The organism is Roseateles sp. P5_E1, assembly GCF_054049335.1.
Genome location: NZ_JBFUMN010000088.1, coordinates 1 through 13,554 on the forward strand (window position 1 = coordinate 1; position 13,554 = coordinate 13,554).

Consider the following 13,554-nt stretch of genomic DNA (forward strand, 5'->3'; position numbering starts at 1 on the left):
AGGCCGCAGGCCGAAGGGTGCACCAATGAGCTTCACCGTCATCATCCCCGCGCGCCTGGCATCGACGCGGCTGCCGAACAAGCCGCTGGCCGACATCGCCGGCCTGCCGATGATCGTGCGCGTGGCGCGCCGCGCGGCCGAGTCCGGTGCCAGCCAGATCGTCGTGGCGACCGATGCGCCCGAAGTCGCGGCCGCCTGCGCCACCCACGGTGTGCGCGCGCTGATGACGCGGGCCGACCATCCGTCCGGTAGTGACCGTCTCGCCGAAGCCGTCGAGCAGCTCGGGCTGGCTGACGACGCCGTTGTCGTCAACGTGCAAGGTGACGAACCGCTGATCGCACCGGCCATGATCGACGCCTGCGCACTGATGCTGGCCGCCCAGGCCGACTGCGTGATGGCCACCGTCGCGCATGCGCTGACCGATCCTTCTGAGTTCGCGAACCCGAATGTCGTCAAGCTGGTCACCGACAAGGCCGGCCGTGCGCTGTATTTCTCACGCGCGCCCATCGCCTGGTGGCGCGACGGCGGCGGCCAGCCCAACGGCGCGCTGCGCCATGTCGGCCTGTATGCCTACCGCGCCGGCTTCCTGCGTCGCTTCCCCACGCTGGCCGTCAGCCCCCTGGAGCAGATCGAGTCGCTGGAGCAGTTGCGCGTGCTCTGGCACGGCGAGCGCATCGCCGTGCATGTGAGCGACGAGCGGCCCGGCCCCGGCGTGGACACGCCCGAGGATCTGGAGCGCGTGAGGCGTCTCATCGAGGGTTGACGCGGGTCTGCGGCGTCAGGCTCAGATAAGGCCGCATGCGATACTTGACCGCTGATTTATGCAGGACTTTTTCACAGTCCTGACGAGACGAGGAGACCCATGCGATTGATCCTTCTGGGCGCGCCAGGCGCCGGCAAAGGCACCCAAGCTGCCTTCATCTGCAAGCAATTCGGCATTCCGCAGATCTCCACCGGTGACATGCTGCGCGCCGCCATCAAGGCCGGCACACAAATGGGCCTGGCTGCCAAGGCCGTCATGGATTCGGGCGCGCTGGTCAGCGACGACATCATCATCGGCCTCGTCAAGGAACGCATTGCCCAGGACGACTGCGCCAAGGGTTTCCTCTTTGACGGCTTCCCGCGCACCATCCCTCAGGCCGATGCAATGAAGGCTGCCGGCGTCAAGCTGGACTACGTGCTCGAGATCGACGTGCCCTTCGACGCCATCATCGAACGCATGAGCGGCCGCCGCGTGCATGTGGCCTCAGGCCGCACCTATCACGTCAAGTTCAACCCACCCAAGGTCGAGGGCAAGGACGACGAGACCGGCGAGCCGCTGGTCCAGCGGGAGGACGACAAGGAAGAGACGGTCAAGAAGCGCCTGGATGTCTATTCGGCCCAGACCCGGCCTCTGGTCGACTACTACTCGCAGTGGGCCGCCACGGGCGATGCCAATGCCCCCAAGTACCGCCGCATCGAAGGCGTCGGTTCGGTCGACGACATCATGAAGAAGGCCCTGGCCGCGCTGGCCTGAGCGTTCTCACCCCAAGAACAAGCCGCGGCGCGCGTGCCCCGCGGCTTTTTTGTCGTCCACAATTGACGTTTACGTCAACCGTTCCCCATACCCAGGAGATCCTCATCATGGAAATTGCAGGCAAGGTGTTCATCGTCACCGGCGGCGCCTCGGGCCTCGGTGAAGGCACGGCCCGCATGCTGGCGGCCCACGGTGCCAAGGTCGTCATCGCCGATCTGCAGGCCGAACGTGGCCAGGCCGTGGCCGCCGAGCTCGGTGGCCTCTTCGTCAAATGCGACGTCAGCCAGGAGGCTGATGGTCAAGCTGCCGTCGCTGCAGCCACGGGCCTGGGCAAGCTGGTCGGCCTCGTCAACTGCGCCGGCATCGCGCCGGCCATCAAGACAGTCGGCAAGGATGGCGCCCACCCGCTGGCGGCCTTCAGCAAGACCATCACGGTCAACCTGATCGGCAGCTTCAACATGATCCGCCTGGCCGCCGAGGCCATGGCCAGGAACGAGCCAGAACCGACTGGAGAGCGCGGCGTGCTGATCTCGACGGCGTCGGTCGCGGCCTATGACGGCCAGATCGGCCAGGCGGCCTATTCGGCGTCCAAGGGCGGTGTGGTCGGCATGACGCTGCCCATCGCCCGCGACCTGGCTCGCAACGGCATCCGCAACATGACCATCGCCCCAGGTATTTTCGGCACGCCGATGCTGTTCGGCATGCCCCAGGAGGTGCAGGACGCGCTGGCCGCGAGCGTCCCCTTCCCGAGCCGCCTGGGCAAGCCCGAGGACTACGCCAAGCTCGTGCACCAGATCGTCACCAACGACATGCTGAACGGCGAAGTCATCCGCCTGGACGGCGCGATCCGCCTGGCACCGAAATAACGCCCCTCGTCCTGTCTCGCCCTGCTGCACGCGGGCGCGCCCAGCCGGTTCCCCGAGGGGACGGCGATGCTTGCGGCATCGAGCCGCAAGCACATCGCCAAGCGGGCCGGCTCGGTGAACTGGAGTCGGACACAAGCAGTCCCTGCGGACTGCTTGTGCCTACGGAAGGCCATGGGCCTCTGGCCCATGGCAGGCCCAGCGCTCGGCCCGGAATACCAGTATCGAACGGGCAGCGGAATGAAAAAGGGCCTGGTTCGCACCAGGCCCTTTTCATTTAGAGATCCCCAACGATCAGCGCTTGGCTGAACGCGACTGGATGACCCACAGGCGCGCCAGGTCAGCGGCGCCTTCATTGCCCTTGACCGATTTCCAGGCCGCCTGTGCCTTGGCGCTTTCGCCAGCCAGCTGGTGGGCCAGGCCGAGGTAGAGCTTGGCGTCTTCGGGGCGCTTCAGATCGCCCTTGGCGATACCTTGTTCGATCTGCTCGATGCCCTTCTTGGCGTTGCCGCCAAAGGCATTGGCCAGCCCCAGCTTAACGAACTCGTTGCCGTCCTTGGCATCCGCGGCAGCCTTCTCGTTGGCCGCTGCAGCGGCCTTGGCTTCGCCAATTTTCTTGACCATCAGGTCGGCCAGGCGCTTGTGGCGGGCGCCTTCGGCCCCCTGACCCAGCACGCCCGCGGCCATGCCCTTGTCAACGACCTGCTTGCCCTCTTCCGGATAGCCGGCCTGAGCGGCCAGCTGGGCCATCTCCATGTAGTCCTCGGCACCGCGCGACATGTTGCCCGTGACCAGGCGCAGGCGATAAAGATCCAGCGCGTAGCGGCTGCTGTCGAAGCTCTTCTTCTGCGGCAGGCCGCCCAGGATCTGGGCCCACAGTTTGGGATCCGGATAGAAGTTCAGCAGCTTCTCAGTCGCCACGGATTCCGCGTTGCCGTCGCCCTTCTTCTGGGCCGCGAACAGCAGCAGGTTGAGCTTGTCCTTGGGTGGCGCACGGCCCGCACGCTCGTCGGCGGCGATTTCGTCCAGCGTGTCCTTGATGGTCGATGTCATGTCGCCGGACAGGAACTGCGCGTTCTGCTGCACCTGCTTCATGGTCGGGCTGTTGCCGCCTTCCTTGAAGTAGCGCTGCGCCCAGGTCAGGGCCTTGCCGTTGTCGCGGTTGCGCAGATAGGTGCCAGCGATGGCCTCCATGTACTGCAGCTGCTGGGCCTGGCCCAGCTTGCCCGCGCCTTTGAGCACGTCAAAGGAGCGAGCCATCGTGTCGGGATCGTTGGCGCCCATCGCGGCGGAGAAACGCACACCTTCGATGGCGTTGGTTTCGCCGGCGGTGCGTCCACCCACGGCTTCGGCATCGCGCAGCTTGCCTAGCGCTTCCTTGTACTTGCCGGCCTTGACCAACTTGCTGGCCTCGGTCAGCGGCGTGCCGACTTCCTTGCGCACGCTGTCCTGGGCGGCCGCCTGGCTGAAGCCGAACTCCGCGCCGGGCGCGCCGTTCAGGGTCAGGGCCAGGGCGCCAACAGCGACGGCCACCATGGTTTTCAGAGTCTTCAACTTGCTCTCCTGCAAAGCAAAAACGCGCCGCCCTTTCGGGCAGCGCGCATCACAGTATCGTGGTCAGCGGTCCCGCAGACGTCACTTGACGAATTGCTCGTTACCAACCATGCCCATCTTCTTGACGCTGTTACGCTGGGCCGAGGCCATTACCGCCGCAACGACGCCGTAGTCCACCAGCTTGTTCGGCTTGATATGGATTTCAGGCTGATCGCTGATCGGCATCGCGCCGATTTCCTGCATCTTGGCGTCGACTGCGTCCTTGCTGTTCGCCAGCGCAGCTTCATCCCAGTAGACAGTGCCGTCGAAGTCGATCATGACGGTGTGCACGACCGGGTCTTGCTGAGGCGGCGTCGTGCTCGGCGGTGGCATGTCCAGGTTGACCGTATGCAGCTGGATGGGGATGGTGATGATGAGCATCACCAGCAGCACCAGCATCACGTCAATCAGCGGCGTCGTGTTGACGTCCATCATGACTTCGGGGTCACCATCTCCCGACGAACTTCCGACATTCATTCCCATGTTTGACTCCTGGGATCAGTTGCGAGCCGGCGGCTCGGTGACGAAGTTGACCTTCATGATGCCGGCACGCTGGCTGGCGAAGATCACGCGACCGACCGACTCGTAGCGCGCCTTGTCGTCGCCGCGAATATGGACCTCGGGCTGCGGGTTCTTGACCGACTCCTTGCCGAGGCGCTTGACCAGCTCCTCCATGTCGGGAATCAGCTTGGTACCCCAGTAGACGTCGCCGTCCTTGCTGACCGAGATTTCGATGTTTTCCGGTTTGGTGACGCGAATCTGGTTGGTCTCCTTGGGGAGATTCACCGCGATCGACTGCGTCACCACCGGCACGGTGATGAGGAAGATGATCAACAGCACCAACATCACGTCCACGAGGGGCGTGGTGTTGATGGTCGAGACCACCTCGTCATCGCCGGAAGAGGATCCGACGTTCATGCCCATGGCATTGGCTCCTTTACGAGCGGCTGCTCAGGGATGAATTAGCGCTTGGCGACCGAGCGGTTGCCCATCAGCACGCCGTGCAGATCGCCGGCGAAGGAACGAACCTGGCTCATGACACCCTTGTTGCGGTTCACCAGCCAGTTGTAGCCCAGCACGGCCGGAACGGCGACGACCAGACCGATAGCGGTCATGATCAGCGCGGCGCCCACGGGGCCGGCGACCTTGTCGATGGAAGCCTGGCCAGCCAGACCGATGGCGGTCAGCGCGTTCAGGATGCCCCACACCGTACCGAACAGGCCGATGAAGGGAGCGGTCGAGCCGACGGTCGCCAGGAAGCCCAGGCCGGCGGAGATCTTGGTGTTGACGTCGGCAACGGCGCGGTCGACGTTCATCGTCACCCAGCTGCTGTGGTCGATGTTCTCGGTCAGGGCGCCCTCATGGTGCTCCGAAGCCTCGATGGCGGTGGTGGCGATGTAGCGGAAGGCGCTTTCTTCCTTCAGGCTGCGGATGCCATCGGCCAGGCTGGCCTTCTTGAAGAAGGTGGCGCGGACTTCCTTGGCTTCGGAGGACAGCTTGCTCGTGTCCCACAGGCGCACGACCAGGATGTACCAGGAACCCATGGACATCATGGCCAGTATGAACAGCACGACCTGGTCGACAAAGTTGCCATGGGCAACGATGTTGGCCAGACCATAGGGGTTGTCTAGCGGCTTGGAGGCGGCAGCAGCCGGAGCGGCGGCGGCGTCAACCACGGCGGCCGAGGCGGCGTCGGCCGGCTTCTGATCTTGCGCGTGGGCAGGCGAAACGGCCAGGGTCGCGACCATGGCGATGGCGGCAAGGAAGCCGGTGATGCGAGAAATCATGGAGTCAACTCCTAGGAAAAATTCTGTTTTGATGCGGTTCTGAAAGCGCCGGTCTGGCGCCGGGTTCTAAGCAGGTCTCTTAGTCGATCTTGAACTGGAACTCCTGCTCGAACACGTGATCGCCCGGGCATTCGTAGGTGTCACGCAGAGTAGCTTCGATGGCCTGGATCAGGGCGCGCTGCGCCTTGCGATCCACGCCACCACGCTGCGAGGTGATTTCAACGGCTGTGACACGGCCTGCCTTCACGGTGGCGATAGCCTTGTACAGAGCTTCGCCGCTCCAGTTGACCGACGGCATTTCAGGCTTGCCCATCTTGGTGCAGACCATGGCCGCCTTGACGGGGCCTGTGCGAGCAGGCGGAGGCGGTGCAGCGACCACCGGCGGCGGCGCCGGGCGAATGTCGGCGGCTGGCGGTTGAACCTGTGTGGAAACGATGGCCGGGGCCGGCGGCGCGGGTGCGGTCACCTGGAACTCGGGCGGCGGCACGAAAGGCGGAGGCGGCGCCTTGAGATCCGGCGGCGGAGGCACCACCTTCTCTGGCGGCGGCGGCGGTTTGACCTTCTCTTCGATCACCTTGACGTCGATGGGGCCGGTGACCTTCTTGACGATATCGCGAGCCAGACCGCTGGCCAGCGCGTAGATGGCCACGACGTGGATCAGGACGACGATGCCGAAGCCCGTGAACCGGGATGCGCCCTGCTTCTCCTGCGCAAAATTCATGCGCGCTCCTTCTTGCAACTACAAATCACAGTCAATGACTCTTCTCGGACAAGCGGCCACCGCCACGGCGAAAGTTGCGCTCCTGCCGTGAACTGGTTCCCGAAGGGCGTGGATTCTAAATCGCGGAAGCAACGATTCCGCCTCGTCGAAAACACGCAGTGCCGCCGGTGTGTAAAGCCTCTTTACACCTGTTCAAGGCAAAAAAAACGCCCGGTGGCAGTAGAGCCGTCGGGCACGCGTTTCATCGCCACGAACCAGGCGCAGCGAGAGACTACACCACCGGCCAAATCTGGCCATGCCGGCATCTTAGCCGTCGCTTTTGTCACGACTTCCTGGGGCTAACCCGGGCAAGCGAAACAGCGCGATTACATGCATCTGGACACAAAAGGCGGACAAAGCCGGAGGGTTCAGGCGAGGCCACCCTTTCAAGCAGCAATCAACCACCCGGTGATGGCGTTGCGTTGGCCCTGGGCAAACGGCGGCACATAGGAGACGAAGTGGGTTTGCGGCACTGCAAACAGCGAGAGTGAATTGAAATGCGGGAAGAAGCTGTCGCTGACGGTGCCGTCGCGCTCGCTGAAGTTCAGCAGACCGCCCCAGTCCGGTCGCCATTGCCGCGTCAGGTTGATGACATAGGCCAGGCGTCGGTCTTCGATGTCAACGTGATCGTCGTGGGCGAGCAGGAAGCTCCCCGGGGCATACATCGTCGCCTGGGCGTACACGCGGTTGACCTCCCGCACGCCGGTGATGTCGCGCATCACGTTCAGAAAGTTCTCATCGGCCATCCAGCGTATGAAACGTGCCAGTAGCCCGGTTTCGCCGCGATTCATTGCATCCGCGAGGGATTCAGTAAAAAAGGAGAACTGAAATTGGCGGCGAGCGACTTCCATGATGCCGTTGCTCAGATGGCTTCGCTGGTTTTCACCGAGCCCGCGCAGTTGCTCGCCCGTCAGCCGGCGGTCGCCCTCAGCGTCGCGATAGCACAAGCTCCAGTCGATAGCTTCGACGGCGCGAGCCAAGGCATCGGCGACATCCGGTTTGAAGAAATCGCGGATCAGTAGGCGGCGGTCACGGCCGAACTGCGCAGTGAGCTGGTTCAGGTCGAGAGCCGGATTGATGTAGTCCATGGAAAGGTTGAACGTCAATAAAAAAGCAGGCCCGAAGGCCTGCTGGATTCTGTTCGATCGATGCGGATCAGAACTTGTAGTTGGCGCGCACGTAGAAGCTGCGGCCCTTGACGTCGGCGTAGGTCGGGTCGAAACCGACCTGGAAATAGTCTTCCTGGACCGTCGTCGGCGGCTTTTTGTCGAGCAGGTTCAAGACGCCGGCTGTAAGGACCAGGTTCTTCACGCCCTTGTATTGGCCCTGCAGGCTCCACAGGTCGTACTTGGGCACGTGACGCACCTCGTCGTAGTCGCGATAGCCGCTTTGACGGAAGTAGCGAACGCCGCCTGCCCAGGCGTCGGTGTCCCAGTCGAGGCTGACGTTTTGCTTGACTCGCACCACCGGGCCACCCCGCAGGTACTTGCCCAAGGTGTCTTCAACATCACCCGTCACGACATTGGTTTCGCTACTCTTGGTGACGATAGTCGCTTCCCAGCTCGGTGTGAGGCTGCCCATCGCGGTGCGAATGCGGTACTTGGCCGAGAGGTCGAAGCCCGAGACCTTGGCCTGGCCGACGTTCTCCAGCGAAGCCTCGACGTGGTCGAGATAGCCCTGGGCGTTCTTGACCAAACGGCTGGAGTAGACCGAGGTGCTGGTCGTAGCGCCGGTCTGGTGGGAGAACCAGTCCTTCAGGATGTCGTCGCCGCTGAGTGCCTTGATGCCGTCCGTGATCTTGATGTCGAAGTAACCCACTTCCATCGACAGATCCTTGATCGGCTCAAAGACCATGCCGATCGTGGCGGTCTTGGACTTCTCAGGCTTGAGGTTGCGGTTGCTGTTGTTGATCACCGTCAGCTGCGTGTCGCAGTAGTTGGGATCGGGGAACTGCGCGCAGCCCTTGAGGGTGTTGTAGTACGGATCGGTGAAATTGCCGCCCGTGTTGGTGCCGGCCGAAGGTGCATACAGGTTGTCCAGCGCGGGAGCGCGGAAGCCCTTGCCCACCGAGGCACGCACCAGCAGTTCCTTCATCGGCGTCCAGCGCAGGCTGAACTTGGGGCTGGTGGACGACAGATTGGGCGAGCTGAAGGAACCATCACGCGACTCACCCTTGGCGCCGCTGTAGCGGTCGCCACGAACGGCAGCATTCAGTTCCAAGTTCTTGATGACCGGCAGGTTCAGCTCGGCGTAGATGCCCGTGGTCTTGCGTTCTCCACGCACCTTACCGGCGTTGCCCGAACCACCCACGATGTCGCCGGAGCCGGCGATTTCGGAGTAGCCGTCCAGATACTCTTCCTTGCGGATGTCCAGACCCGCGGCGATGGCGGCGTTACCGCCGGCCATCGCGAACAATTCGCGCGTTGCTGACAGGTCGAAGGCATTCAACGTCGTCTTGGAGGCGCGGTTGTTGCCGTGCAGTTCGGCTTCCTTCAGCAAGGCCAAACCGACCGCGTCGTTCGGGCCAAAGGGATTCACGTTGCCGGTTTTGAGCACGCGCACCAGTTGCGTGTCAGAGAAATTCCCAGTCAGGAAGTCTTCGCTGGCCTTGGAAGTGGCCTTCATCAGGCCGACCTTGTAATCCCAGCCTGCGAGCTGGCCCTCAGCACCCACGAGGGCGCGGGTCATGCTGTTGGTCACGCTGGTCAGGCGCTGGCCGCCGTCCACCATGCGCCAGGCGATGACGAGGTCACCGCGATAGCCCTTGCTGCTGGACGCGTCCACGGCAGCAGTGGGGTAGTACTTGCCGCCAGCCGGGTACAGGTAGTCGTCGCGGCCCGTGGTGCTCGAAGGCGTTTGCGACGAGCCCAGAATGATCTCGTTCTTGGAGTAGGACAGCTCGGCGAACAGCTGGTGATCGGAGCTCAGCTCGGCCGTGCCGCGCACCAGACCGCCGATGCGTGTGGACGCGGGGACGATGTCGATCTTGCTGGTGTAGTCGTAGCGGCAGTTGGCGCCGCCCGGGAAGCTGTCCGGCAGCACACAGGTCGGGAACTTGGCGACACCGGGGATGTAGGCACCCGTCGTGGCGTTGTAGGCGTTGGCCGGGAAGGTGTTGCCCGAAGACTTGACAACGCCGATGTCCGGACGATTGCCGGTCTTGGCGAAATCGCGGTCCGCCGCGCGGATCACGTCGTATTCCTGGAAGCTGAAGGTGCCCAGGATGTTGAACTTGTCCTTGGCCAGGTCGCCAAAGCCGATGCCACCCTGTGCCGAGGCGATCTTGCCGCCGATGCCCTGGGGTTGCTCGTAGCCGGCCGTCACTTCACCGCCGCGGAAATCCTTGCGGGTGATGAAGTTGATGACGCCGCCGATGGCGTCGGAGCCATAGGTCGACGAGGCGCCGTCGCGCAGGATTTCGATGCGCTCGATGGCGGCCAGGGGGATGGCGTTCAGGTCAACGCCGGCGCCGGCGAAAGGGTAGATTGCCAGGCGGCGGCCATTCAGCAGCACCAGGGTGCGCTCGCGGCCCAGGCCGCGCAGCGAGGCGCCGGTCTGGCCGGTGGCGGCGGAGTCGCCGATGGACTCACCGAGGGAGCGGCCACCGCCGTTGTTCGAGCTGAGGCGGTCGACCAGTTCCTGGACATTCGAGGCGCCGGACTTGTCGATGGATTCGCGCGTGACGATGGTCAGCGGCACAGCCGTTTCAGCATCGATGCGCTTGATGCTGGAACCTGTGACCTCGATGCGTTCGAGCTTCTGCGCATCCTGGGCCAGCGCGCTTGTTGCGGCCAGGGCCAGGACGGCGCTGGTGATGATGGATTTTTTGAACATTGACACTCCTGAATGGATGAATGCCCGCCTTTGTGGTGAGGCGGTGCTGGCCCGGGTAGGACCGATCCTTGGCCTGAGCGATCAGCTCAGATTTGGGGTGCCGGAAGTTTGTGCGGTCGCAGCATCGCCCCCCTCCCCGTACATGCACCTAGGACCGCGCCAATCGGCGGTAAGCCATTGATACGAAACGGTTTCTCGGAGTTACGAGGCCTAGTGTCAAACCCTAGCCGTTGTCTACGCGCGACGTGATCGAGACCAACCGGGGCACCGCCTTCAGTAAAACTTGCGTAAAGCTTGCAGTTGGCTGTCTGAGTACTTCATCACACCTTCCGCGCTCGACGATGCGGCCCGCTTGCATCACGGCGACCTCATCAGCGATGTACTCGACCACGCCAATGTTGTGCGTGATGAAGAGATAGGCTAGGCCCTGCTCGCGCTGCAGTTCGCGCAGCAGATTGAGGATCTGGGCCTGCACGGAGACGTCCAGCGCCGACGTCGGCTCGTCGCAGACGATCAGCCTGGGCTCGACCGCCAGCGCGCGGGCGATGGCGATGCGCTGGCGCTGGCCGCCGGAGAACTCGTGGGGCCAGCGCTGCAGGGCGTCGCGGCGCAGGCCGACCTGGTCGACCAGGGTGTGCAGGCGCTCGCGGCGGGCGGTGGCGTCGAGGTCGGGGCGCAGCGCGATCAAGCCCTCCTCCAGCACGTCGGCGACGCGCATGCGCGGGTTCAGCGACGCGAACGGGTCCTGGAAGATGATCTGGATGTGGCGCCGCGCCTGCTGCAGCGCCGGGCCGGCCAGCTTGAACAGGTCCTGGCCTTCGAAGAGAGCCTGGCCGCTGATGCTGGCCTGGCGACGCAGCAGTTGCACGATCGCCTTGCCCGAGGTTGTCTTGCCGCAACCCGATTCGCCGACCAGGGCCAGCGTGCGGCCGGCATGCAGCTGGAAGCTGATGCCGTCCACCGCGTCGAAATGACGCGGTCCTCGGTGAAAGAGCGGCGCCTTCAGCGTGAAGCGCACGCGCAGGTCGCGCACGTCGAGCAGCGGCTCGCCCAGCCCCGGCGCCGCTGCCATCAACACCCTGGCGACCGCAGGCTCTCGCGGCAAGGCCTCGCCCGGCTGGCTGTAGAGCAGGCAGCGCACCTGGTGCTGCGGGCCTTCTTCGGCCAGCGCCGGTGCCGTGGTTGCGCAGTGGCTCATGGCCTTGTCGCAACGCGGCGCAAAGCGGCAACCGGCGAATGCCGTCCACAGCGGCGGCACCATGCCGGCGATGGCCGCCAGCGGCTCGCCGCGCCGGGCAGCACCGGGCAAAGCCTGCAGCAGCAACCGGGCATAGGGGTGCTTGGGCGCCGCGAAGAACTCGGCGGCCGGCGCCACCTCGATGATCTGGCCCGCATACATCAGCGCCACTCGGTGGGCCATGCCGCTGACGACGGCCAGGTCATGGGTGATCAGCAGCACGCCGAGCTGGCGCTCGCGCTGCAGGTCGCGGATCAGGTCGAGGATCTGCGCCTGGATGGTCACGTCCAGCGCCGTCGTCGGCTCGTCGGCGATCAGGTACTCCGGCTCGGCCGCCAGCGCAATGGCGATCATCACGCGCTGCTTCTGCCCTCCCGACAGGCGGAACGGGTAGTCGTCGATGCGGCGCTGCGGCTCGGGAATGCCGACCCGGGCCAGCCAGTCGATGGCCTTGGCACGCGCCGCGGTGCCGCGCAGCGGCGTATGGGCTTCGATAGCCTCGACGATCTGGTCACCCACGCGCATGACCGGGTTCAGGCTGGTCGAGGGCTCCTGGAAGATCATCGACACCCGCCCGCCGCGCACCTCGCGCATGCGGCTCTCGGGCAGCGCCAACAGGTCCTGCCCGTCCAGGCGCACGGCACCACCGGCGATACGGCCGTTCTCGGGCAGCAGGCGCATCAACGCCAGCGCCGTCATGCTCTTGCCGCAGCCGCTCTCGCCGACCAGCGCAAAGGTCTCGCCGCGGGTCAGCGCGAGATGCAGGCCGTCGATGGCACGCACGAGGCCCGCGTCGGCATCCAGTTGAACCCGCAGGTCGTCGATCTCAAGCATCGGCGACCCCCTTGCGCTGGAAGACGCGCGGCCGGGTGGAGCGGGCCTTGGGATCGAAAGCGTCGCGCACGCCATCGGCAAACAGATTGGCCGCCAACACCAGGCCAACCATGAAACCGAAGGCCGCCGCGAAACTCCACCAGACCACCGGGTCGCGCGACATCTCGGCGCGGGCCAGGTTGATCATGCTGCCGAAGCTGTTCATGACCGGATCGACGCCGACGCCGACATAGGTCAGCACGGCTTCGTACAGGATGAGTTCGGAGAAGCTGAGCACGACCGTGATCAGCACCAGGTGCATGACGTTGGGCACGATGTGGCGGGCCATGATCGCCAAGTCGCCGACACCGAAGGCCGTCGCCGCCTGCACGTAGTCAAGCTCGCGCAGCTTCAAGGTCTCGGCGCGCACAAGGCGGCACAGGCCGGCCCAGCCGGTCAGGCCGAGGATGAGGCAGAGCATCAGCATCTTCAGGTCCGACCGCTCGGCGGCCGTCTCGAAGAGCTCGGGGTTCTTGTCCAGAAAGACCTGGACCATCAGCACGCAGGCGGCGATCAGCAGCACATTGGGCACCGAGCTCAGCATCGTGTAGAGGTACTGGATGGCCTCGTCGACCCAGCCCTTGTAGTAGCCGGCCAGCACGCCGAGCAGCAGCGCGATGGGCAGTGTGGCCAGCGTAGCCAGCGCGCCAATGACGAAGGCGGTGCGCACACTCTTGAGGGCTTGCACGAGCACGTCGTTGCCGGTGCGGTCGGTGCCGAAGACGTGGTAGTGCGGCATCAGCGCGATGACGGGCCCGGCCAGCAGCGCGATGACGGCCAGCATGATCAGCATGGCGCGCAGCGGATAGTAGGTGCGGTCGGCAGCAAGATCGGCCAGCCCGTGGCGCCAGCCACCGTGATGACGGGCCAGGGCCGCGGCGGTCAGAACGACCATCACCCCGACGGCCAGCAGGCCGCCCGCCAGGCCCAGGGCAGCGCGCGCAACGACGTCGGCCGACCATTGCGTCGCCGGGTCGGTCAGGTGCGCGCCACCGAACTGCAGGCGCGGGTAGTCGCGGCTCACTTGGCCCTGGGCGTCGGTGACGCTTTCCTTGTTGAAGCCACGCGTGCCCAGCGGCAATGAGTAGCTG

Annotated in this window: 12 protein-coding genes; 3 read left to right on the forward strand and 9 right to left on the reverse strand. The window is 64.7% G+C overall.

The features are described 5' to 3' along the window. Window positions 1-25 precede the first annotated feature (25 nt). From kdsB to ACXJKJ_RS28980, 3 genes are all read left to right on the forward strand, one after another. Entirely contained in the window at window positions 26-763 is a 738-nt protein-coding gene (gene kdsB, locus ACXJKJ_RS28970; RefSeq protein WP_457324281.1) for a 3-deoxy-manno-octulosonate cytidylyltransferase, read from the forward strand. A 99-nt stretch (window positions 764-862) separates the two neighbouring features. After that, window positions 863-1,516, forward strand: coding sequence for an adenylate kinase (adk, locus tag ACXJKJ_RS28975; protein ID WP_056197803.1), 654 nt, complete (start codon window positions 863-865; stop codon window positions 1,514-1,516). Window positions 1,517-1,623: 107 nt separating this feature from the next. After that, window positions 1,624-2,382 carry a 3-hydroxyacyl-CoA dehydrogenase gene (locus tag ACXJKJ_RS28980; RefSeq protein WP_056197804.1) on the forward strand — a complete coding sequence of 253 codons (759 nt, stop codon included), beginning with the start codon at window positions 1,624-1,626 and terminating at the stop codon, window positions 2,380-2,382. A gap of 291 nt (window positions 2,383-2,673) precedes the next feature. On the opposite strand, the gene ACXJKJ_RS28985 is transcribed toward ACXJKJ_RS28980, so the two are convergent. The 9 genes from ACXJKJ_RS28985 to ACXJKJ_RS29025 form a co-directional block, all read right to left on the reverse strand. Next, on the reverse strand, window positions 2,674-3,933 hold the full coding sequence (locus tag ACXJKJ_RS28985; protein ID WP_157281626.1) for a hypothetical protein: 1,260 nt from the start codon (window positions 3,931-3,933) through the stop codon (window positions 2,674-2,676). Between the two features lie 81 nt (window positions 3,934-4,014). Continuing rightward, window positions 4,015-4,455, reverse strand: coding sequence for an ExbD/TolR family protein (locus tag ACXJKJ_RS28990; protein WP_200955287.1), 441 nt, complete (start codon window positions 4,453-4,455; stop codon window positions 4,015-4,017). Window positions 4,456-4,470: 15 nt separating this feature from the next. Beyond that, window positions 4,471-4,896 (reverse strand): ExbD/TolR family protein, encoded by a 426-nt coding sequence (locus ACXJKJ_RS28995; protein WP_056197810.1) that lies wholly within the window; start codon window positions 4,894-4,896, stop codon window positions 4,471-4,473. A gap of 38 nt (window positions 4,897-4,934) precedes the next feature. Beyond that, the gene (locus tag ACXJKJ_RS29000; RefSeq protein WP_457394577.1) at window positions 4,935-5,759 is read right to left on the reverse strand and encodes a MotA/TolQ/ExbB proton channel family protein; all 825 of its coding nucleotides are present in this window, start codon (window positions 5,757-5,759) and stop codon (window positions 4,935-4,937) included. A gap of 79 nt (window positions 5,760-5,838) precedes the next feature. Continuing rightward, a complete protein-coding gene (locus ACXJKJ_RS29005; protein ID WP_056197813.1) occupies window positions 5,839-6,480 on the reverse strand; it encodes a hypothetical protein in 642 nt (213 codons plus the stop codon). A gap of 425 nt (window positions 6,481-6,905) precedes the next feature. Continuing rightward, on the reverse strand, window positions 6,906-7,607 hold the full coding sequence (locus ACXJKJ_RS29010; RefSeq protein WP_457394580.1) for a 2OG-Fe(II) oxygenase: 702 nt from the start codon (window positions 7,605-7,607) through the stop codon (window positions 6,906-6,908). 67 nt (window positions 7,608-7,674) lie between these two features. After that, entirely contained in the window at window positions 7,675-10,353 is a 2,679-nt protein-coding gene (locus tag ACXJKJ_RS29015; RefSeq protein WP_457394583.1) for a TonB-dependent receptor, read from the reverse strand. A 223-nt stretch (window positions 10,354-10,576) separates the two neighbouring features. Next, a complete protein-coding gene (locus tag ACXJKJ_RS29020; RefSeq protein ID WP_457394586.1) occupies window positions 10,577-12,424 on the reverse strand; it encodes an ABC transporter ATP-binding protein in 1,848 nt (615 codons plus the stop codon). Continuing rightward, window positions 12,417-13,554: ABC transporter permease (locus ACXJKJ_RS29025; RefSeq protein WP_457394589.1), on the reverse strand; the 1,138-nt coding region annotated here is incomplete at its 5' end. The genes ACXJKJ_RS29025 and ACXJKJ_RS29020, both read right to left, overlap by 8 nt.